This is a genomic window from Ottowia beijingensis, from assembly GCF_042680925.1.
Taxonomy (GTDB): Bacteria; Pseudomonadota; Gammaproteobacteria; order Burkholderiales; family Burkholderiaceae_C; genus Ottowia; species Ottowia beijingensis.
Genome location: NZ_JBHUEP010000005.1, coordinates 758273 through 780055, shown reverse-complemented (window position 1 = coordinate 780055; position 21783 = coordinate 758273). Strand labels below are relative to the sequence as shown.

General features: G+C 65.1%; 19 protein-coding genes and 2 tRNA genes. 15 read left to right on the top strand and 6 right to left on the bottom strand.

Annotated elements, in window-relative coordinates; all coding sequences use genetic code 11:
- Window positions 1-9: 9 nt before the first annotated feature.
- The gene (gene kdpA / locus ACFSCU_RS07005) at window positions 10-1719 is read right to left on the bottom strand and encodes a potassium-transporting ATPase subunit KdpA (protein WP_377560250.1); all 1710 of its coding nucleotides are present in this window, start codon (window positions 1717-1719) and stop codon (window positions 10-12) included.
- 54 nt (window positions 1720-1773) lie between these two features.
- Entirely contained in the window at window positions 1774-2475 is a 702-nt protein-coding gene (locus tag ACFSCU_RS07000; RefSeq protein WP_180551031.1) for a TorF family putative porin, read from the bottom strand.
- 509 nt (window positions 2476-2984) lie between these two features.
- Here ACFSCU_RS07000 and ACFSCU_RS06995 point away from each other — a divergent pair.
- The 15 genes from ACFSCU_RS06995 (at window position 2985) to ACFSCU_RS06925 (ending at window position 16752) form a co-directional block, all read left to right on the top strand.
- Window positions 2985-3929, top strand: a complete 945-nt coding sequence (locus ACFSCU_RS06995; RefSeq protein ID WP_180551834.1) for a LysR family transcriptional regulator — start codon at window positions 2985-2987, stop codon at window positions 3927-3929.
- Window positions 3926-4189 carry an EexN family lipoprotein gene (locus ACFSCU_RS06990; protein ID WP_180551030.1) on the top strand — a complete coding sequence of 88 codons (264 nt, stop codon included), beginning with the start codon at window positions 3926-3928 and terminating at the stop codon, window positions 4187-4189. Before ACFSCU_RS06995 ends, ACFSCU_RS06990 begins: the two co-directional genes overlap by 4 nt.
- 234 nt (window positions 4190-4423) lie before the next feature.
- On the top strand, window positions 4424-6427 hold the full coding sequence (locus ACFSCU_RS06985) for a conjugal transfer protein TraG (RefSeq protein ID WP_377560248.1): 2004 nt from the start codon (window positions 4424-4426) through the stop codon (window positions 6425-6427).
- Window positions 6424-6888 carry a ribbon-helix-helix protein, CopG family gene (locus ACFSCU_RS06980; RefSeq protein WP_180551029.1) on the top strand — a complete coding sequence of 155 codons (465 nt, stop codon included), beginning with the start codon at window positions 6424-6426 and terminating at the stop codon, window positions 6886-6888. Before ACFSCU_RS06985 ends, ACFSCU_RS06980 begins: the two co-directional genes overlap by 4 nt.
- Window positions 6885-7937: a P-type conjugative transfer ATPase TrbB gene (gene trbB, locus ACFSCU_RS06975; RefSeq protein WP_377560247.1), complete on the top strand. Its 1053-nt coding sequence runs from the start codon at window positions 6885-6887 to the stop codon at window positions 7935-7937. The genes ACFSCU_RS06980 and trbB overlap by 4 nt, the downstream gene beginning before the upstream one ends.
- On the top strand, window positions 7934-8317 hold the full coding sequence (locus ACFSCU_RS06970) for a TrbC/VirB2 family type IV secretion system protein (RefSeq protein ID WP_013721751.1): 384 nt from the start codon (window positions 7934-7936) through the stop codon (window positions 8315-8317). The genes trbB and ACFSCU_RS06970 overlap by 4 nt, the downstream gene beginning before the upstream one ends.
- Window positions 8314-8586 (top strand): VirB3 family type IV secretion system protein, encoded by a 273-nt coding sequence (locus tag ACFSCU_RS06965; RefSeq protein WP_180551833.1) that lies wholly within the window; start codon window positions 8314-8316, stop codon window positions 8584-8586. Before ACFSCU_RS06970 ends, ACFSCU_RS06965 begins: the two co-directional genes overlap by 4 nt.
- Window positions 8587-8598: 12 nt before the next feature.
- Window positions 8599-11043 (top strand): conjugal transfer protein TrbE, encoded by a 2445-nt coding sequence (gene trbE, locus ACFSCU_RS06960; protein ID WP_180551028.1) that lies wholly within the window; start codon window positions 8599-8601, stop codon window positions 11041-11043.
- Window positions 11044-11054: 11 nt separating this feature from the next.
- Window positions 11055-11795, top strand: coding sequence for a P-type conjugative transfer protein TrbJ (gene trbJ / locus ACFSCU_RS06955; RefSeq protein ID WP_241349747.1), 741 nt, complete (start codon window positions 11055-11057; stop codon window positions 11793-11795).
- 11 nt (window positions 11796-11806) lie between these two features.
- Window positions 11807-12139: a hypothetical protein gene (locus ACFSCU_RS06950; protein WP_377560245.1), complete on the top strand. Its 333-nt coding sequence runs from the start codon at window positions 11807-11809 to the stop codon at window positions 12137-12139.
- Complete coding sequence (gene trbL / locus ACFSCU_RS06945; RefSeq protein WP_103739202.1) at window positions 12136-13515, top strand: P-type conjugative transfer protein TrbL; 1380 nt, start codon at window positions 12136-12138, stop codon at window positions 13513-13515. The genes ACFSCU_RS06950 and trbL overlap by 4 nt, the downstream gene beginning before the upstream one ends.
- Before the next feature lie 24 nt (window positions 13516-13539).
- Window positions 13540-14244 (top strand): conjugal transfer protein TrbF, encoded by a 705-nt coding sequence (trbF, locus tag ACFSCU_RS06940; RefSeq protein WP_103739203.1) that lies wholly within the window; start codon window positions 13540-13542, stop codon window positions 14242-14244.
- On the top strand, window positions 14241-15233 hold the full coding sequence (gene trbG, locus ACFSCU_RS06935; RefSeq protein WP_167814618.1) for a P-type conjugative transfer protein TrbG: 993 nt from the start codon (window positions 14241-14243) through the stop codon (window positions 15231-15233). The genes trbF and trbG overlap by 4 nt, the downstream gene beginning before the upstream one ends.
- A gap of 2 nt (window positions 15234-15235) precedes the next feature.
- Complete coding sequence (locus ACFSCU_RS06930; RefSeq protein WP_110140683.1) at window positions 15236-16513, top strand: TraB/TrbI/VirB10 family type IV secretion system protein; 1278 nt, start codon at window positions 15236-15238, stop codon at window positions 16511-16513.
- On the top strand, window positions 16510-16752 hold the full coding sequence (locus tag ACFSCU_RS06925) for a DUF2274 domain-containing protein (RefSeq protein WP_058907016.1): 243 nt from the start codon (window positions 16510-16512) through the stop codon (window positions 16750-16752). The genes ACFSCU_RS06930 and ACFSCU_RS06925 overlap by 4 nt, the downstream gene beginning before the upstream one ends.
- Before the next feature lie 608 nt (window positions 16753-17360).
- On the opposite strand, the gene ACFSCU_RS06920 is transcribed toward ACFSCU_RS06925, so the two are convergent.
- From ACFSCU_RS06920 to clpX, 4 genes are all read right to left on the bottom strand, one after another.
- Window positions 17361-17434, bottom strand: a tRNA-Cys gene (locus ACFSCU_RS06920).
- Window positions 17435-17507: 73 nt separating this feature from the next.
- Window positions 17508-17583 (bottom strand) — tRNA-Gly (locus tag ACFSCU_RS06915).
- Between the two features lie 87 nt (window positions 17584-17670).
- On the bottom strand, window positions 17671-20109 hold the full coding sequence (gene lon, locus ACFSCU_RS06910) for an endopeptidase La (protein WP_377560244.1): 2439 nt from the start codon (window positions 20107-20109) through the stop codon (window positions 17671-17673).
- Between the two features lie 185 nt (window positions 20110-20294).
- Window positions 20295-21563: an ATP-dependent Clp protease ATP-binding subunit ClpX gene (clpX, locus tag ACFSCU_RS06905; protein ID WP_180551027.1), complete on the bottom strand. Its 1269-nt coding sequence runs from the start codon at window positions 21561-21563 to the stop codon at window positions 20295-20297.
- Window positions 21564-21783 lie beyond the last annotated feature (220 nt).

The window sequence follows — 21783 nt, the reverse complement described above, 5'->3', positions numbered from 1 at the left end:
GTGTTTTCCTCAACGCGCGACCAGGCTCAGGTGATCGGCCACGGGGCCGAGCACCAGCACGGGCATGAACTGAAGCAGTGTCAGGATGGCGATCACCGCGATCAGCGTGAGCGCAAAAGTGGGGGTTTCGATGTGCAGGCTTCCCGCGCTTTCCGGTGCTTGGCGCTTGCGCGCGAGCATGGCCGCGATCACCAGCGGAATGATGAGGGCCGGATAGCGACCCGCGGCGAGCACGAAGCTGGCAGTGACGTTCCACCAGACGCTGGCATCACCCAACCCCTCGAAGCCCGAACCGTTGTTGGCGAAGGACGACGTGTATTCGTAGAAGACCTGGCTGATGGCATGGAAGCCGGGATTCGAGTTCCCCGTCAGGCTCGGCACGGCCAGCGTGATGGCGGTCAGGCCTAGCAGGATCAGCGGTTGCAGCAGCACGAGTACTGCGAGCAGGCGAACCTCGGGCGCTTCGATCTTGCGCCCGAAAAGTTCCGGCGTGCGCCCCGTCATCAGGCCGGCCAGGAACACGCCCAGCAGGAGATAGGTCAGGAACTGCTGCAAGCCGCTACCGATGCCGCCCCAAATGGCGTTGATCAGCATGTCGCTGATCGTGACCAGGCCGGTCAGCGGTGCCAGCGAGTCGTGCATGGCGTTGACCGAGCCATTGGATGTCTGCGTCGTCAATGCGGCCCACAGTGCGGAAGGCTCGGCGCCGAAGCGGACTTCCTTGCCTTCCATCAACGCGATGTCCTGCGAGGTCGAGGAGAATCCTTCCGACCAGATGGCGAATCCCGCCGACACGACGGACATGGTCAACATCGTGCCGAACACCAACCCGGCGAACTTACGCCGTCCGGTCAGTCCACCGATCATGAACACTACCGCGACTGGGACCAGAATAAGTGCCAAGGTTTCAAGCAGATTCGATAGCGGCGTGGGGTTCTCCAGCGGCACCGAGCTGTTGGGGCCGTACCAGCCACCGCCATTGGTGCCGAGCTGCTTGATGGCGACCATCGGCGACACCGGACCCAGCGGGATCTTCTGCTCCTTCATTTCTACCGTCGCATCCACGGGAGCGACCACGGGGCCACCCTCCAGCGTGGCCGGCACCCCCTGGCTGGTCAGCAGCACCGACCACAGCAGGCACAGCGGCAGCATGAAGCGCAGCGTGGGACGGATCACATCGGCCCAATAGTTACCGACATCCACCGGGGCCTGTTCCTGTCCATCGCTCTTGCGCTCTTGCGCATTGCGTCCACCGAAGAACCCGCGCAGCGTCGCTACGACCAGCGCCAATCCCATCATGGGCGTGATGACCTGCAAGGTCACGATGCCCGTCATGTGGGCCAGGTACGAGAGTTGGGCCTGCCCGGAGTAGTGCTGCTGGTTGGTGTTAGTCAAGAAGGACACCATCGTGTGCAGCGCCAGGTCCCAGCTCATGTTGAGCGCGCCGTTGGGGTTGAGCGGTAGCCACGCCTGGGTCATCAGGATCAGCCACACGATGACCGCCAGCACCAGGTTGCTCAGCAGGAACGCGCCGGCGTACCCGCGCCAGCTCATGCCGCGCTCGGGATTGGTGCCGATCAGCGCATACAGGGGCCGCTCCAGCCACAGAAACAGCCTGTCGCCGCGCATCGGGGCGCCGCGCATCACCGCGGCCAGGTAGCGACCGAGCGGCCATCCGAGACCGATCGCCAGGGCAAATACGAGAAGAAACTCAGTCATGATCGGACTCCATCAACGTGTTGCTTGGGGGGCTTGTGGCCATCACGCCCCCGGTCAGAAAGAAGCCTGGATGGCGAACTCGGCGCGCGAGCCGGCCATGCCGGGAAACAGTCGCTTGGCCGCCGAATCGGAGCCATGCAGCGTGAGCCGGGCCTCGAACGGCGCCTTGAATGTCCAAACGACACCGAGCGCGCCGTGCGTGTAGCTGTCGGCATAGGCGCTATCGAGGACGTAGCGGGCCACGCTGCCTTCGATGCGCCACTGGTCGTTGATCGGATAGCGGGCGCCGAGCAGCGCATACGTGCCGGTCGTGTCCGTGGCCATCGCATTGTTCGAGTGGCCCACCGCCAACCAGTAGTTGTCGCGCCACGTGATGCTCGCGTTGATCTCGTTCCAGTTCAGGTTGGTATTCGCCGAGGGGTACTGGTAGCGCAGGAGATAGACATCCAGCGCCCAATCCGTGGCGATCTTTCCGCTCCATCCCACGGCAAGGTCGAACTCGCTGCGTGCGCCGTTGTCTGGCTTGAACTTGACGTTCGAGCCCCATACGGAGGCATACAGCCCCGACTCATGGGCGTACTTGACCCCCGCCTGGATGGCGGGGTCTTCGCGCGTTTGAGAGGACCCGCGCCAAACGTAGTCCGACGTCAATGTGGCGTTGCCTGAAACCTGCGCTTGCGCGCTGCTCGCCATTCCCAGCAACAGCCCAGCGACGGCGACGACCTTGGCGGTCGGGTGAATATTCTTGAGAGGCATGTTTTGCTTCGCAAATCAATGGCGAAATAGCCAGACTCAAGTATTCGATAGAGGCCCGTAAATTCTCCATTCAGGGAAAGGGTTCGCACATAAATTCTGCGTAAACTTTGAGGAGGCATTGAGCCTTCCAAGCACGATGAAGACACGCCGCACTGCAAGGGCGTGGACCGATCCTCGGACGAGGACGCCGGGCAGGAATTTACGTCGAATTTACGGCGAGCCATCCGCAGCTCGGATATGGTTTTTGATTTGTATGCTTGGAGATGTCGATGCCCTCGGTATTGCAGGACATCATCTTCGTTGCTGTTGTCGTGATCGCCTTTCTCGCACTCTTTCGCGTATCCGAAGGAGTCGCAAAGTGGTTCGAGAATCACTTTAGAAAGCCATCGTCACACAGCAGGCGCCGAGAAGGCGCACACGAAAAATAGTATTTCGTAAGGAGGCAACAGTCAGCCTCTCTGGCGGGGGCGCGACTTCGGCTGGCAATGCAGCGTGATGAGATAAAGAGAATGGAGCTACGTCATCTTCGTTGTTTTCTCGCAGTCGCAGAAGAACTCCACTTCGCTCGCGCGGCCGAGCGGTTGCACATAGAGCAGTCTCCGCTATCACGAACCATCAAGGAGCTGGAAGACGAATTGGGCGCGCGACTGTTCGCGCGTACCACGCGCAGCACCCGACTGACCCGTGCGGGCAAGTTGTTTCTGGAGCATGTGCCACGTGTCTTCGCCGCCTTGCAGCAGGCGCGGGACAGCGTGAAGGCTGCGGCCAACGGCTTTCACGCCCAAATACGCATCGCGCTGTCCGATGGCATTACACCGTCGCGCCTGCCAACCCTGCTGGCGTTGTGCCGCCAGGAGGAGCCCGAGATAGAGATTCGCTTGTTCGAGGTTCCGCTGTCGCAGCAGATCAAGGGCTTGCAGGAGGACTTGTACGACGTAGGATTCGCCCAATCGGATGAAGTGGGTGAAGCGCTTGTCGCCGAGCCGGTGTGGAGCGATTCGCTGATGGTGGCCGTGCCGGCTCGGCATACGCTGCTCAAATACAAGCGCATCCCCTTGGACGAAGTCCTGCGTCATCCGCTGGTGCTGTGTGATCCGCAGGTGTGCGAGGGCCATGCAAAGCAGATCGAGCGGGTGTTGCGACGGGCGGAGACGGAGCCGCTGATTGCCGAGCGAGTGGCATCCTGCGACCTGATGATGGCACTGGTTTCGGCCGGCTTTGCCTTGGGCCTGACCGGGGCAGCACACATTGCGGCCAGCCGCGAGCCTGGCGTGGTCGCCCGTCCCCTCGAAGGCCGTTCGCCTGTGCTGACCACCTACCTGCTGCGCCCAGCCGGCGAGCCATCGAGAACCCTGGCGCGATTCATTGAACGCGTGCATTCCATCGAATCGCCCAGCGGCGCCAGGACCAGGCCCCCGCCTCAACCTCATATTTCGGAGGACAGTGAGCCATGAACAAGATCACATCGTTCCTGCTGACCGTGGTGCTGGCCGCTTGCGGCCAGTCCGAGACACCGACGTCGGTGGCCGTGCCGACGGTTGAGGAACTTGCGACCAACCCTGAACGGCTCAAGGAGCTTCGCCAACAGTGCAAGCTCGATCGCGCCAAGCTGGGTGACGAGTTGTGCAACCGCGTGGCCGAGGCCACGCGCAAGCGGTTCTATGGAGATGGAACCGTGCCCTACACGCCGCCTGAGACACCGCCGAAGTTCTGATCGCAGTTTCCGCGCCACAAACTCAAAAAGATTTCTCTACACGCCGCAATGCGCTCGCGCTTGCGGCGTTTCTTCTTCCTTCGCTATTGCGCGAACTCTTGCTTTTTGCTCGACCTTTCTCCCGATAAAGGTCTTTGACCGGCACCGAACCCAGCTCTGATCCTCGCCTGTGCGGCACGAATGCGTGCTGCTTTCAAGCGAGGAATCAGCGCAGGAGAAATCGGAGGCCAGGTCATGCAAGGGACGAACGTGCTGTTCGGTCAGATTGCCGTGGTATTCGGCATCGTGATCGCCGGAGTGTGGGGCGCCACACAATGGACAGCAGCGGCCCTTGGCTACCAAGTACGCCTTGGCTCGCCCTGGTTCGATTTTCTTGGCACGTCGATCTACCACCCGTGGAAGCTGTTTGAGTGGTGGTTCTTCTTCGGCGCTTATGCGCCGGAAGTCTTCGACACCGGCGGCGCCATTGCCGGTGCCAGCGGCATGGTCGCCGTGGGCGTCGCCATCGCCATGTCGGTATGGCGCTCGCGCCAAGCGCGCCTGGTCACCACCTACGGCTCGGCGCGGTGGGCTAACACGCAGGACATTCGCAAGGCGGGCCTCACGCAACCAGCCGGCGTGTTCCTCGGTCTGCATGACGGGCAATACCTTCGTCACGAAGGCCCTGAACACGTCCTGACCTTCGCGCCGACGCGCTCCGGCAAAGGCGTTGGCCTGGTGGTCCCAACGCTGCTCTCCTGGCCCGCGTCCACCGTGATCCACGACATCAAGGGCGAAAACTGGCAGATCACCGCCGGCTGGCGCTCGCGCTTCTCGCACTGCTTGCTGTTCAACCCGACCGATCCGAAGTCAGCGGCCTACAACCCGCTGCTGGAGGTTCGGCGCGGTGCGCATGAAGTGCGCGACGTGCAGAACATCGCCGACATCCTGGTCGATCCCGAAGGCGCGCTGGAGCGGCGCAACCATTGGGAAAAGACTTCGCACGCACTACTGGTCGGCGCCATCCTGCATGTGCTCTATGCGGGTGAGGACAAGACGCTGCGCGGCGTTGCCAACTTCCTGTCCGATCCGGCATGTCCGTTCGAGCTGACGCTGCACCGGATGATGACGACGCGGCACCTCGGCGATGCACCGCATCCCGTAGTCGCTTCGGCCGCGCGCGAAGTGCTCAACAAGAGCGACAACGAGCGCTCGGGCGTGCTGTCCACGGCTATGTCCTTCCTCGGCCTGTACCGCGACCCCACTGTGGCCGAAGTCACCTCGCGCTGCGACTGGCGCATCGCCGACCTGATCGCGGCCGAACATCCGGTGTCGCTGTATCTGGTGGTTCCGCCATCGGACATCAGCCGCACGAAGCCGCTGATCCGTTTGATCCTCAACCAGATCGGGCGGCGGCTCACGGAATCGCTGGATGGCAGCGATGGCATTGCCCGCCGCCACAAGCTGCTGCTGATGCTCGATGAGTTTCCCGCACTCGGGCGGCTCGACTTCTTCGAGACGGCGCTGGCCTTCATGGCGGGCTACGGCATTCGCAGCTTCCTCATCGCGCAGTCGCTCAACCAGATCGACAAGGCGTATGGGCAGAACCATTCGATTCTGGACAACTGCCATGTACGCGTGACGTTCGCCACCAACGACGAGCGTACCGCCAAAAGGATCTCCGAGACGCTGGGCACCGCCACCGAACTGCGCGCGCAGCGCAACTACGCGGGCCACCGGCTCGCCCCGTGGTTGGGGCATCTCATGGTGTCGCGCCAGGAGACCGCGCGCCCACTGCTGACGCCGGGCGAAGTGATGCAGCTACCGCCCGATGAAGCCGTGGTGATGGTGTCCAGCGTGGCGCCGATCAAGGCCAAAAAGCTGCGCTATTACGCGGACAGCAATTTCAAGCGCCGCGTATTGCCGCCGCCTGTGCTCGCAGGCGGTCAGTACGCCGATGTGCCGCCATCGCGGCCCGACGACTGGAGCGGGCTGGCGATTCCCACCGTGCCTGTCGCTCCGACCACTGCGTCCGCTGATGGCCTGGGCAACGCCGCCGACGACGGCGGCCCGCGCCGTCAGCCCGAACTCTCCGAAACCGTCGCCTACGACCCCGAGCTGGCCGCGCCCGCAGCCGACCTCGGGTTGCTCGATGACGACGACGACTTGCCGCTTCCCCTTCCGCGCCAGCTTGATCCGGCCATACAGCGCACGGCCCGGCTGGCTTCTCTCGACCCCAACGACGGAATCGAGCTATGAGCCACTACCGCCTCAACCTGTTCATCCAGCCGGAGCACGCCAAGCGCCTGGACGAACTGGCCGCCAAGAAAGGCGTGTCCAAGTCGTCCATCGTCGCGGCGGCGCTCGCATCGTGGCTGTCGCCCGATGCGGCCGACCAGCGCGAAGCGGCCATCGCGAAGCGGCTTGATCGCCTGTCGCGCCATGCCGAGCGCATGGAGCGAGACCAGAACATCGCCATCGAAACGCTGGCGCTGTTCATCCGCTACTACCTCACGGTCAGCACGCCCGTGCCCGAGGCCCATCAAGAGGCCGCGCGTGCCCAGGGCAAGGCGCGCTTCGAGCAGTTCACCGAGCAGCTTGGCCGCCACCTGCTGCGCGGGCGCAGCCTGGTGCGCGACGTGGTGGAGGAACTGCATCCCGACCCGATGCGGATGGATGACGCGGCGGCAGCCGCGCAAGCGCAGGAGCGTGCGTCATGAGCGCCGTTCCGCAGTCCATGAGTGCCACGTCGCTCGACCGCCGCATCCAGATGCTGCGCACGGCGATGGGGCCGCTGATCGCCGCCGCGCTCGAAGACCCGGACGTGGTGGAGGTGATGCTGAATCCTGATCGCACCCTTTGGGTGGATCGGCTTTCCAGCGGGCGCGCGCCGATGAGCGTGGAACTGCCCGAGGCGGACGGCGAGCGAATCATCCGCCTCGTCGCGGCCCACGTCGGCGCAGAAGTCCATCGCGGCCAGCCGCTCTTATCCGCCGAGCTGCCCGAAACCGGGGAGCGCTTCGAGGGCATCTTGCCGCCGGCAGCGCCGGGGCCGGCCTTCGCGCTGCGCAAGCGCGCCATCGGCGTGATTCCGCTGGAGCGGTACGTCATCGACGGGATGATGACCAGCGCGCAAGCGGGCTTTCTCGTTCGCGCCGTGCGCGAGCGGCAGAACGTCTTGATCGCCGGCGCCACCAGCAGCGGTAAGACGACCTTGGCCAACGCGCTGCTGGCCGAGATCGCCGCCACGGGCGACCGCGTGCTGGTGCTCGAAGACACGGTGGAGCTGCAATGCGCCGCCCGCGACCACGTTCCCCTGCGCACCCGCGCAGGCGTGGTGTCGATGACGGAGCTGGTTCGCTCGTCCATGCGCCTGCGGCCTGATCGCGTCGTCGTTGGCGAAGTGCGCGGCGCCGAGGCGCTGGATCTCATCAAGGTGTGGGGCACCGGCCATCCCGGCGGAATCGCCACGATCCATGCCGGCTCCGCGCTCGGCGCGCTGCTGCGCTTGGAGCAACTGATTCTCGAAGTGGCGGTGAACCCGCCGCGTGCGCTGATCGCAGAGGCGGTCAACGTGGTGATCCACATCGCCGGGCGCGGGCGCAAGCGCCGCATCGAGAGCATCGCCCGCGTCGTCGGCTTCGACGGCGTGGGCTACCAACTGGCGGACGCGCTGGAAACGCCGTTTCCCGAGCTGCCGCCACTTCCCGATGCCGCACCCGCTGCGGCGACTTCCCCATCCCCTCACTCACTTGGAGAACTGCCATGACGCAGATGTACGTTCCTGCTTTCCGTTTTTCTGCAAATCCGGCTTTGCGTCTTGCGCGGCTGCGCTGCCTGGCCCGCCCTGCGGGGCAAGGGCTGCTGCTGGCCGCGCTGCTGCTGTTCCTGGCCGGAACCGCGCAGGCCGCCGGTTCCTCGATGCCGTGGGAAGGCCCCTTGCAGTCGATCTTGGAGTCGATTCAAGGGCCGGTGGCGCGCATCGTCGCGGTCATCATCATCATCGCCACGGGCCTCGCGCTCGCCTTCGGCGACACGTCCGGCGGATTCCGCAAGCTGATCCAGATCGTCTTCGGTCTGTCCATCGCCTTCGCGGCTTCGAGCTTCTTCCTGTCGTTCTTCAGCTTCTCCGGCGGGGCCGTCGTATGAGTGCCCCCGACACCTTCGCGGACGGCTTCGAGGTACCGCTGCATCGCTCGCTGACCGAGCCGATTCTGCTGGGCGGTGCGCCGCGAACCGTGGCGATCGCCAACGGCACGCTGGCCGCCGCTGTCGGCCTGGGCCTGCAACTGTGGATTCCCGGCGTGGTGTTCTGGATCGTCGGCCATTCGCTGGCCGTGTGGGGCGCTCGCGTCGATCCGCAGTTCATGCAGGTCTTCGCCCGGCACATCAAGCACAAGCCGCTGCTGGACGTGTGAGGGGATGCCGACATGCTGAACCTTGCCGAATACCGCCAGCGGCCGGCCTTGCTTGCCGACTGGCTGCCCTGGGCCGGGCTGGTCGCGCCGGGCGTCGTCTTGAACAAGGACGGCAGTTTCCAGCGCACAGCCCGGTTTCGCGGGCCTGACCTCGACAGCGCGACGCAAGGCGAGCTGATCGCCACGTCGGCGCGACTGAACAACGCGCTGCGCCGCATGGGATCGGGCTGGGCGCTGTTCATCGAAGCCGAGCGTCGGCCTGCGGCCGATTATCCGCACTCGGAGTTTCCCGAGCCGCTTTCCTGGGTGGTGGAGGAAGAACGCCGGGCCGCCTTCGAGGAATCGGGCAATCACTTCGAGAGCGGCTATCACCTGACGCTGCTTTACCTGCCGCCGGAAGAATCCCGCGCCCGTGCAGCCAAGATGCTCTACGAGAACACGCCGACGAATGGCGTGGACTGGCGCGAGCGGCTGCAAGCCTTCGTCGCGGAAACGGATCGCGTCTTTGACCTGCTCGACGGCGTGATGCCGGAGATTGACTGGCTCGATGACGCGCAGACGCTGACCTACCTGCACGCGACCATCTCGACGCGGCGCTATCGCGTCGGCGTGCCCGAAGTGCCGTTCCACATCGACGCGCTGCTGACCGACTCGCCGCTGGTCGGTGGCCTGGCGCCCATGCTGGGCGACCAGCACCTGCGCGTGGTGTCGGTGCGGGGCTTCCCGACCTCGACCTGGCCGGGGATTCTGGACGACCTCAACCGCCTTGGCTTTGCGTACCGCTGGAGCACGCGCTTTCTCTGCCTCGACAAAGCCGAGGCGGAAAGAGAACTCGCCCGCCTGCGCCGCCAGTGGTTCGCCAAGCGCAAGAACGTCATCGCGCTGCTACGCGAAACGATCTTCCAGCAGGAAAGCCCGCTGGTCGATACCGACGCCAACAACAAGGCCGCCGACGCCGACGCTGCCTTGCAGGAGCTGGGCAGCGATCAAGTTGCCTTCGGCTATCTGACGGCGACCGTCACCGTCACGGACGAGGACGCCGCCGTCGCAGACGAGAAGCTGCGCATGGTGGAGCGCGCCATCCAGGGCCGGGGCTTCGTCACCATCCCCGAAACGCTCAATGCCGTGGATGCCTGGCTGTCTTCGATCCCTGGCAACGCCTATGCGAACGTGCGCCAGCCCATCGTCTCGACGCTGAACCTGGCGCACATGATGCCGGTGTCGGCGGTATGGGCCGGGCCAGAGAAGAACGACCACCTCGACGGCCCGCCGCTGATCGTCACACGCACCGATGGCGCCACGCCGTTTCGCCTCGTGACGCACATCGGCGACGTGGGCCACACGCTGGTCGCAGGCCCGACCGGCATGGGCAAGTCGGTCTTGCTCGCCACGCTGGCGATGCAGTTCCGCCGCTATCGCGGCTCGCGCATCTTCGCCTTCGACATGGGCCGCTCCATGCGGGCCGCCATCCTCGGCCTGGGCGGCGAACACTACGACCTGGGCACGGATGGCGAAATCGCCTTCCAGCCGCTCGCGCGCATCGACCGCGAGGGCTACCGCACCTGGGCCGCTGAATGGATCGAAGGCCGCTTGCTGCACGAAGGCGTGGCGGTCGGCCCCGATGAGAAAGCGGCCATCTGGTCGGCGCTGGGAAGTCTCGCCGGTGCGCCGCTGGAGCAGCGCACGATGACGGGGCTTTCCGTGCTGCTGCAATCGAACGCGCTGCGGCAGGCGCTGTCGCCTTACGTGCTCGGCGGCGCCCACGGCAAGCTGCTGGACGCCGATCACGATCGGATGGGCATGGCCGACGTGCAGTGCTTCGAGATGGAGGAGTTGATGCACAGCAAGGCCGCCGTCATGGCCGTGCTGCATTACCTCTTTGCGCGTTTCGATGAACGCTTCGACGGTGCGCCCACGCTGCTGATCCTCGATGAAGCGTGGCTGTTCCTGGATGACCCGGTGTTTGCCGCGCGTATCCGGCAGTGGCTCAAGACGCTCAGGAAGAAGAACGTCAGCGTCATCTTCGCCACGCAGAGCCTAGCCGACATCAAGGATTCGAGCATTGCGCCCGCGATCATCGAAAGCTGCGCCAGCCGCATCTTCCTGCCCAACCCGCAGGCCACCGAGCCGCAGATTCGCACGATCTACGAGGGCTTCGGGTTGAACTCGCGCCAGATCGAGATCGTGGCGACCGCGCAGCCCAAGCGCGACTACTACTACCAGTCCCGCCTCGGCAATCGCCTGTTCGACCTCGACCTGGGGCCGGCCACGCTGGCCTTTGCGGGCGCTTCCACGCCGCAGGACCAGCGCGACATGGATCGCGTGCTGCTGGATGCCGGCGTAACCGGCTTCGCGGGCGCCTGGCTGCGCCATCGCAGCCTCGATTGGGCGGCCGACCTGCTGCCCTCACTCCCCGGACTTGCGCCGGGTTCCTCTCGTACCGCTGACCACCCATAGGAGAACCAGCCATGAAGACCCATGCGCTTTCCATTTCGCTCGCCGCCGCGTTGTCGCTCTCGCTGTTGACCTCGTCACCAGCGTTGGCCTGGCGCATCGTCTTTGATCCGACCAACTATGTGCAGAACACGCTGACCGCGATCCGCACGCTGGAGCAGATCAACAACCAGATTCGCCAGCTCCAGAACGAGGCGCAGATGCTGATGAATCAGGCGCGCAACCTCGCCAGCCTGCCGTCCAGCGTGGTCGGCCAGTTGCGCGCCAATCTGGCGACGACCGATCGGCTGATCGCCCAGGCCAGGGGATTAGCCTACGACGTAACGAACCTGGATCGGGAGTTCCGGCGCCTGTATCCGGAGCAGTACGCCGCCACCGTGACCGGCGACCAGATGGTCCGCGATGCGCAGGAGCGTTGGAAGAACACGCTCAACGGCTTGCAGACCACCATGCAGATGCAGGCGCAGGTGTCGCAGAACCTGGGCGAAGACGAAAGCGTGCTGGCCGACCTCGTGGGCAAGAGCCAGTCGGCCGAGGGCGCGCTGCAGGCGATGCAGGCCATGAACCAGTTGCTGGCCTTGCAGGCCAAGCAGTCGATCCAAGCGCAGCGGCTTCAGATCACGCAAGACCGGGCTGCCTCGCTGGAGCTGGCGCGGCAGGCGGCGGCCACGGAGCGCGCCCGCGAGGTGCGGCGGCGCTTCCTGGGTGACGGCACGCCGTACACACCGCAGTCCGTAAACTTCTACGGCAACTGACGGAGGCCGCCATGCGATGCGTCCTCGTCCTATGTACCGCGCTGCTGGCCGCTTGCGGCGAGCAGCCGGTCGGCCACCTTGCAGATGCCCTGGCCGCCGATCCAGTGCGGCTCAAGGCGTTGCGCGAACAATGCACGGCCCATCCACGACAGGTCATGCAGGCCACGGGCGAGGACGCTTGCCGCGCCGCCGCCGAAGCCTTCCGGCGGCGCTTCTTTTCCGGCGAGGCCGGGCCAGACGAATACCGGACGCTGGCCGACCTGCCGCCGATCCCGCCGAGCTTCGAGGAACCGGCCGATGGCATGGCGCCGGCCGTTCCCGCCGAACCGGAGGACACGCCATGAATGACGTGACCATCATCGACCAATTCCTCAACACCTTTGCCGCTTATATCGACTCGGGTTTCGGGCTGCTGCGGGGCGAAGTGGCGTTCCTCACTGCCACGTTGATCGTCATCGACATGACGATCGCCGGACTGTATTGGGCCATGAGCCATGCCACCGGCCAGGGCGAGGACGTGATCGCCAAGCTGCTGCGCAAGGTGCTCTACGTCGGTGCCTTCGCCTACATCATCAATAACTTCAACTGGCTGGCCAGCATCGTGTTCCGCTCGTTTGCGGGATTGGGCATCACCGCCACCGGCTCGGCCATCACGATGGAGAACTTCTTGCAGCCGGGCCGGCTGGCGAAAACCGGCATCGACGCCGGGGCGCCGATTCTGGAGCAGATCGGCGAGATGGCGGGCTTTCCCGAAGTGTTCGTGAACCTCGACCCCATCGTGGTGATGTTCCTCGCGTGGCTGGTCGTGGTCTTGTGCTTCTTCGTGCTGGCGATCCAACTGTTCATCACGCTGATCGAGTTCAAGCTGACCACGCTCGCCGGATTCGTGCTGGTGCCGTTCGCGCTCTGGAACAAGACCGCGTTCCTCGCCGAAAAGGTCTTGGGCAACGTGGTGGCCTCCGGCGTCAAGGTTCTCGTGCTGGCCGTGATCGTCGGTATCGGCTCGGGCTTGTTCGCTCAGTTCCAAGTCCATCCCGCCGAGCCGTCTATCGACCACGCGCTGGTCATCATGCTGGCCTCGCTCACCTTGCTGGCGCTCGGGATCTTCGGCCCCGGCATCGCCACGGGCCTCGTGTCCGGTGCGCCGCAGCTCGGAGCGGGCGCAATGGCCGGTGCTGCTGTCGGCGCTGCCGGCACGGCCGTTGTCATCGGTGCCGCCGCGACGGGCGTGGGTGGCGCCGTGGCTGCTGGCGCGCGCATGGCCCCGGCTGCCGCAAAGCTGGCCGGTAGCGGTGCGCGCGCCGCAACGTCGGCGGCCAGCAGTGCGAAGTCGACGTTTCAGGCCGGTTCCGCCGCCGCTGGCGGCGGCGCAAAGGGCGCGATGGCGGGCTTGGGCAACGTCGCCAAGACCGGCGCGCAATCCGCCGGACGCGCCGCAGCATCCCGTGCTTCCGCTGCCGGGCAGCGGATGGCCGCTCCGTTCCGTGCTGGCTGGAATGGCTCGACGGCCGACACTGGCGCGTCAGTCGGCCAAGCCTCCGCAGGAGAAGCCCCCGCAGGCGGCGCCGCTGCACAGAAGCCGGAACAACCCGCCTGGGCCAAGCGGCTGCATCGCCGCCAGCAACTCACCCACGCCGCGACCACCGCCGCGCACACGCTGCGCGGCGGCGACGGTGGCGGCTCGGGGCAAGGCCCGAGCCTGCGCGGCTCCGACGACTAAAGCGATTCACAAGGAGAACTGACCATGCGATTCAGAAAACCGCAGGTGCGCTACGCCGACACGCCGCAGCCTGCCACGCCGTACCAAGCTGCCGGCCAGGTGTGGGACGACCGTATCGGAACGCCGCGCGTGCAGGCGAAGAACTGGCGGCTGATGGCCTTCGGCTGCCTCACGCTCGCGCTGTTGATGGCCGGCGGCCTGGTGTGGCGCTCGGCGCAGTCCTTCGTGACGCCCTACGTCGTAGAGGTGGACAACGCGGGCCAAGTGCGCGCCGTGGGCGAAGCCGCCACGCCGTACCGGCCCAGCGATGCGCAGACGGCGCACCACATCGCGCGCTTTGTCACGCTGGTTCGGTCGCTGTCCATCGACCCGATCGTGGTGCGGCAGAACTGGCTGGACGCCTACGACCACACCACAGACAAGGGTGCAGCCGTGCTCAACGACTACGCGCGTGTGAACGATCCGTTCGCGCGCATCGGCAAGGAGTCGGTGACGGTGCAGATCACCAGCGTCGTGCGCGCCAGCGATACGTCTTTCAACGTGCGCTGGACGGAACGCCGCTACGTCAACGGCGCCGCGGCGGGCCTGGAGAGGTGGACGGCCGTGGTGTCCATCGTGCTCCAGCCGCCGCGCACCGAAGAACGCCTGCGCAAGAACCCCCTGGGCATCTACGTCAACGGCCTGTCGTGGAGCCGCGAACTGGATTCTTCCGAAGGAGCCAAGCCATGAATGATCTTTTCCGTAAATCCGCCTTGCCGGTGATCTTGCTTGCCCTGGCGGGCTGCGCCACGCAGGGCAAGCCACCGCCGACCATCTCGCTCGATGAGCCAGTGCAGGCCCAGCAGCTACCCGAGCCACCCGCGCCGGTGGAGGTGGTGGCGGTGCCCGAGGTGCTGCCGATGCCGGCGCAGTTGAAGCCATTGCCCGAAGCCGAGGACGCCAAGCCCACGCCGGAGCCAGCCGACGAGAAGGTGCGCGTCTCTCGGGCCAATGCCGAGGCGCGCGTCGCACCCACGCGCGAGGGATACGTCAACGCGATTCAGGTGTGGCCGTTCACCGATGGCGCGCTCTACCAAGTCTATGCAGCCGTGGGCCGCGTGACCGTGATTTCGCTCCAGTCGGGCGAGGAGCTGGTGACGGTGGCCGCTGGCGATACCGTGCGCTGGATCGTGGGCGATACGTCGAGCGGCAGCGGTGCTGACCTGCGCGTCAATGTGCTGGTCAAGCCGATCCGCTCGGGCCTCAAGACCAATCTCGTCATCACCACCAACCGCAGGACGTACCTGCTGGAGTTGGCTTCGACGGAAAAGACGTGGATGGCGTCGGCTTCTTGGGAGTATCCGCGTGACCGGATACTGGCCTTGCAGCGCCAGGCGCAGGCGGCCAGCGCCGCCGCGCCGGTGGACTCCGGCTTGTCGCTGGAAAACCTGCGCTTCCGCTACGCGGTCAGCGGTAGCAACCCGCCGTGGAAGCCGCTGCGCGCCTTCGACGACGGGCAGAAGGTCTATATCCAGTTCCCCGCCGGCATCGCGCAAGGCGAGCTGCCGCCGCTGTTCGTGATCGGGCCAGAAGGCGACGGGCAACTGGTCAACTACCGCTTCCGCTCGCCGTACTACATCGTGGATCGGCTGTTCGGTGCCGCCGAACTGCGCCTGGGCGGGGACAAGGGCGACGTGGTGCGAATCGAGCGCACGGACGGCGTTGCACGGAGGAACTGACCATGAGCCAGGACGACACCCCCGACCTCGCCACGCCGCAGACGGGCAAGGTAGCGCCCGAGGCGGTGGCGCTGCGCGCCCAGCCGCGCCCGGTCACGCGCCTGAACCGGCGCACGCTGGCCATCCTCGCCGGCGGCCTGTCGGTCGCCGTGCTCGGGGCCACGATCTGGTCATTGCAGCCGCAGCGGCGCGGGACCAGCGAGCAGGCCGAGCTTTACAACGTCGATCGCGTCTCGAAGTCCGAAGGGCTGGATGCGCTGCCGACGGACTACTCGAAGCTGCCACCAGCCTTGCCGCCCGATGTGCCCGAGCTGGGGCCGCCGTTGCCCGGCGACCTTGGCCCGGCCATCGTCGCTTCGCAGCAGCCGGTGACACCGGGCTATTCGCCGCCAGGCCATGATCCTGAAGATGCCTTGCGCAAGGAGGCGGACGCGGCGGCGGCCTCGTCGGTGTTCTTCCGCTCGGGCGGCCAAGGGCAGACCGCCGCCACGGTCGCGCAGGCAGCGCCGGGGACTGCAAGCACGCTTGCGGCCTTCGATCCGCTCGCTGCTGGGCCTGCCTCGACGGCGGCCCAGCCCGCCGACCCGACCGCCGTGCAGAACCGGCAAGACCAGAAGGAGGCGTTCCTGAAAGCCGGTTCTACGGAAACCCGCAATTCCGGCAATCTGGCGCTGCCCGCGTCGCCTTATCAGGTGATGGCCGGAACGGTGATCGCCGGCGCGCTGGTGACAGGCATCAAGTCGGACTTGCCGGGCGACGTGATCGGCACTGTGACGGAGCCGGTCTATGACACGGCCACCGGCAAGTTCCTGCTGATTCCCCAGGGGTCACGCATCCTCGGGCGCTACAACAGCCAGGTCAGCTACGGACAGAGCCGCGTGCAGGTGGTGTGGAACCGGATCATCCTGCCCGACACGTCCTCGCTAACGCTCGACAACCTTGTCGGCACCGACCCGGCCGGCTACGCGGGCTTGGAGGATGACGTGGACTGGCACTGGAACCGCATCTTTGCCGGTGCGGTGCTGACGACGCTGCTTGGCGTCGGCGCAGAGCTGGCCGCGCCGGAGAACCGCCAGGACGGCAACCGCATCGTCATCGCCGGACGTGACAGCGCCCAGGACAGCATCAATCAGGTCGGGCAGGAGATCACCCGGCGCAATATGAATATCCAGCCGACGCTGACCAGCCGGCCCGGCCTGCCGGTTCGCATCATCGTCAACCGGGATCTGGTGCTGCGACCGTACCAGCCGCTGTTCTTCAATCGGGGAACTTCGCAATGAGCACGACCAAGAAGCTGCGGCTCGGGCCACTGCCCAAGATCGAGAACGTCAAGCTGACATTTGCCTGCCCGGCCAGCTTGAAAGCCGACCTTGACCGCTACGCCGCGCTGCACGCGCAGGCATATGGCGAGGCGATCGATGCCGTGACGCTGATCCCGCACATGCTGGAGGCGTTCATGGCGGGGGATCGGGGATTCAAGCGCACACAGCCCAAGAACGGAAAAGCCGCCCCTGCGTGAACAGGGGCGGCTCTGGATTGGTGCCCGAGGCCGGAATCGAACCGGCACGCCTTTCGGCGAGGGATTTTCTTACCACTTCGACTTTCGCCGCCGCCCTGCTCAACGCAGGGCGTTCGTGGTCTGGAGCACGCCTTCACCATAGCCTTGCGGCCGTAGGTGCCCGCCGTCTGCTCTCTACACCTTCCCAAGCGGCAGCTTGGGCTTGGCTCGGCGTTGGCTCGGGTGCAAGAGCATCCAGGGCGTTCGCCGACTTTGACGGGCTTCACTTCGGGCGTTTCCCCCCGAAGGCTCAAATTGTTCAAGTCCCTTGTGTCTACCGATTTCACCACTCGGGCGTAGTGCTCAACGCACTGAAAACACCTACCTCCATCTACTGGCGCCTAGCTGGCCCCTGGCCGTCAAGCCTAGCTGCAAAGCTACAGCTCGGATGCCCGCAAACTGTTGTCACTATTGACCTTCTGGCTCGGTAGTTCTAGCAGAAAGGACTTGACAAAACAGATTTTAAGTCCGCTGTGTCTACCAATTTCACCACCGGGGCCAAACGTGCATTGTCGCAGGCTCGGCGGCCGGATGTGCCGCACGTGGGATAGGAGACAAGGGGAAAGAAGTGGAGGCGCGTGGCGGAGTCGAACCGCCCTGGACGGATTTGCAATCCGTTGCATAACCGCTTTGCTAACGCGCCAGTGTCGATACAAAAAAAGGAAGCCAAGCTTCCTTTTGTTGCAGCGGCCGGCTTGGTGGACCGGCTGCGAATCTGGAGCGGGAAACGAGGCTCGAACTCGCGACCTCAACCTTGGCAAGGTTGCGCTCTACCAACTGAGCTATTCCCGCGTTGCAAGCCTTGCATTGTAGCCTGAAATTCTCGCGCTTGGCAAGTGCCCGAAAAATTTTTAGGCGGTGCCTGCAAGGCGTGTTCCTTCAGTGTTTCACCGCCGCGCCGCGGGTCGACTTCTTGGCGGCTGCCGGTGCCGCAGCGGCCTCGGGCGGCGCCACGGCGTCGTCATCGGTCAGCGGCACGGGCAGGCGCTCCAGCGCCACTTCCAGCACCTTGTCGATCCACTTGACCGGCACGATCTTCAGACCCTCTTTCACGTTGGCCGGAATCTCCTGCAAGTCCTTCACGTTCTCTTCCGGAATGATCACCGTCTTGATGCCACCGCGCAGCGCGGCCAGCAGCTTCTCCTTCAGGCCACCGATGGCGGTGACCTCGCCGCGCAGCGTGATCTCGCCCGTCATCGCCACTTCGCCGCGCACCGGAATACCGGTGAGGGCCGAGACGATGGCGGTGGTCATGGCGATGCCGGCACTGGGGCCGTCCTTGGGCGTGGCGCCGTCGGGCACGTGGATGTGGATGTCGCGCTTCTCGAACGCCTCCTCCTTGATGCCGAGCCCGCGGGCGCGCGAGCGCACGACGGTGCGCGCGGCCTCGACCGACTCCTTCATCACCTCGCCCAGCTGGCCGGTGCGCTGGATAACGCCCTTGCCCGGCATGGTGGCGGCTTCGATGGTGAGCAGGTCACCGCCGACTTCCGTCCACGCCAGGCCGACCACCTGGCCGACCTGGTTCTGCTGTTCGGCGCGGCCGTAGTTGAACTTGCGCACACCCAGGAATTCGTTGAGGTTCTCGGATGTGACCTTGACCTGCGGTTCCATCTGCTTGAGCTGCAGTGCCTTCACCACCTTGCGGCAGATCTTGGACAGCTCGCGCTCCAGCGAGCGCACGCCGGCCTCGCGCGTGTAGTAGCGCACGATGTCGCGCACGGCGTCTTCGGAGATCGACAGCTCCTCATCCTTCACGCCGTTGTTCTTCATCTGCTTGGGCAGCAGGTACTTGATGGCGATGTTGGTCTTCTCGTCCTCGGTGTAGCCCGAAAGGCGGATCACCTCCATCCGGTCCAGCAGCGCCGGCGGGATGTTCATCGAGTTGCTGGTGGCCACGAACATCACGTCCGACAGGTCGAAGTCGACCTCGACATAGTGGTCAGAGAAGGTGTGGTTCTGCTCAGGGTCGAGCACTTCCAGCAGCGCGCTCGACGGATCGCCGCGGAAGTCCATGCCCAGCTTGTCGATCTCGTCCAGCAGGAACAGCGGATTGCGCGTGCCGACCTTGTTCAGGCTCTGCAGCACCTTGCCCGGCATGGCGCCGATGTAGGTGCGGCGGTGGCCGCGGATCTCGGCCTCGTCGCGCATGCCGCCCAGCGCCATGCGAACGTACTTGCGGCCGGTGGCCTTGGCGACCGACTGGCCGAGCGAGGTCTTGCCCACGCCGGGCGGCCCGACCAGGCAAAGGATCGGCGCCTTGACCTTGTCCACGCGCTGCTGCACCGCCAGGTATTCGAGGATGCGGTCCTTGACCTTCTCCAGGCCATAGTGGTCCTCGTTCAGCACCTCTTCGGCATAGGCCAGGTCGTGCTTGATCTTGGTCTTCTTGGCCCAGGGCAGGCCGACCAGCACGTCGATGTAGTTGCGCACCACGGTGGCCTCGGCCGACATGGGCGACATCAGCTTCAGTTTCTTCAGCTCGCCGTCGGCCTTCTTGCGCGCCTCCTTGGGCATGCGCGCGGCCTTGATCTTGCGCTCGATCTCCTCGATGTCGGCGCCTTCCTCGCCTTCGCCCAGCTCCTTCTGGATCGCCTTGACCTGCTCGTTAAGGTAGAAGTCGCGTTGGTTCTTCTCCATCTGGCGCTTGACGCGGCCACGGATTTTCTTGTCGACGTTGAGGATGTCGACCTCGCGCTCGAGTTGCTCGAACAGGTTTTCCAGCCGCTCCTTCACGCTGGCCAGATCCAGCACGAGTTGCTTGTTCTCCAGCTTGAGCGGCAGGTGCGCGGCGATGGTGTCGGCCAGGCGGCCCGGCTCGTCGATGCTGGCGATCGAGGTCAGGATCTCGGGCGGAATCTTCTTGTTCAGCTTGACGTACTGGTCGAACTGCTGCATCACGGCGCGGCGCAGCGCCTCGACCTCGGCGTTGTCCTTGTCGGCGTCCGACACCTCCAGCGGCGTGACGGTAGCGACGAAATGCGTTTCGTCGCCATCCTCGATGTGGGTCACGGTGGCGCGCTGCTGGCCCTCGACCAGCACCTTCACGGTGCCGTCGGGCAGCTTCAGCATCTGAAGGATGGTGGAGACGCAACCAACCTCGAACATGTCGCCCACCAGCGGTTCGTCCTTGGCGGCGGTCTTCTGTGCCACCAGCATGATGCGGCGGTCGGCGGCCATGGCGGTCTCGAGCGCCTTGATGCTCTTGGGCCGCCCCACGAACAGCGGGATGACCATGTGGGGAAACACCACCACGTCGCGCAGCGGCAGCAGCGGCAGGTCGATCGGGGTGGGTGGCAGGGGGGTGGTTCCGGACATGAAGAATCCTCAGGTGATCAGCCTGCAAATGGCTGCTCAGGTGTCATTTTCAACCCAGCAGCGGGCTGGGCGTGCAAAGCAGGGGTAAATCGTCAGGGCCAGCGCGGGCGCCAGCGAGATTCGCTATTCATTGAATAGCTGCTCGCGCTTGCTCCGCCTGGCCTGAAGCCCGAAAAGCCTTGAAATCAGGCTTTCTTCGCCGCTTCACGATAAACCAGCAGCGGCGGCTGGTTTTCTTCGATGGTGTTCTCGTCGACGACCACCTTGTCGACGTTCGCCGTGTGCGGCAGCTCGAACATGGTGTCGATCAGCGCCCCTTCCAGAATGGAGCGCAGGCCGCGCGCGCCGGTCTTGCGCGCCAGCGCCTTGCGGGCGATGGCCTTGAGCGCGCTGGGGCGGATTTCCAGCTCGACGCCTTCCATCTGCAGCAGGCGGCTGAACTGCTTGACCAGCGCGTTCTTCGGCTCGGTGAGGATCTGCACCAGCGCGTCCTCCGTCAGCTCGGCCAGCGTGGCCACCACCGGCATGCGGCCGACCAGTTCGGGGATGATGCCGAACTTGATCAGATCCTCGGGCTCGACGTCCTGGAACGATTCGCTGATCGAGCGCTGCTGCTTGCTGCGCACGGTGGCGCCAAAGCCGATGCCGCTGGCCTCGGTGCGCGCCTCGATCACCTTCTCCAGCCCCGCGAAGGCGCCGCCGCAGATGAACAGGATGTTGGTGGTGTCGATCTGCAGGAAGTCCTGGTTCGGGTGCTTGCGCCCGCCCTGCGGCGGGATGCTGGCCATGGTGCCCTCGATCATCTTGAGCAGGGCCTGCTGCACGCCCTCGCCCGACACGTCGCGCGTGATGCTGGGGTTGTCGGCCTTGCGGCTGATCTTGTCGATCTCGTCAATGTAAATGATGCCGCGCTGGGCGCGCTCGACGTCGTAGTTGCAGCTCTGCAGCAGCTTGCTGATGATGTTCTCGACGTCCTCGCCCACGTAGCCGGCTTCGGTCAGCGTGGTGGCGTCGGCCATGACGAAGGGCACGTCAAGCTGGCGCGCCAGCGTCTGCGCCAGCAGCGTCTTGCCGCTGCCGGTGGGGCCGATCAGCAGGATGTTGCTCTTGGCCAGTTCCACATCGCCGCCCTTGGCCTCTTCCTTGTGCTTCAGGCGCTTGTAGTGGTTGTAGACGGCCACCGACAGGGTGCGCTTGGCCTTTTCCTGGCCGATCACGTAGTTGTCGAGGTTGGCCTTGATGTCGGCGGGCGTGGGCAGGTCGCCCCGGGCCTCGCCCGCGGCATCATCGGCGGGCACTTCCTCGCGGATGATGTCGTTGCACAGGTCGATGCACTCGTCGCAGATGAACACCGACGGGCCGGCGATCAGCTTCTTCACCTCGTGCTGGCTCTTGCCGCAGAACGAGCAGTAAAGCGTCTTTTCGCTGGAGGATGCGCCCTTCTTATCGGCCATTGCGTGTCAGTTTCATGATGGATCGGGGCATGATAACCAAATTGACAGCGCGCCACGGGGCGCGGCGTGGGTCATCCGCAACGGGCCAGCGGTGCTGGATTGTAAAAAAACAATAGCTGCTGGCGCTTGATGTGCCTTGATTTCAGATGAAAATCGGCCTGAAATCGCCTGCTGACAAGCGCAAGCAGCTATGAATTCAAGAGGGGGCAAGCCCCTCCCG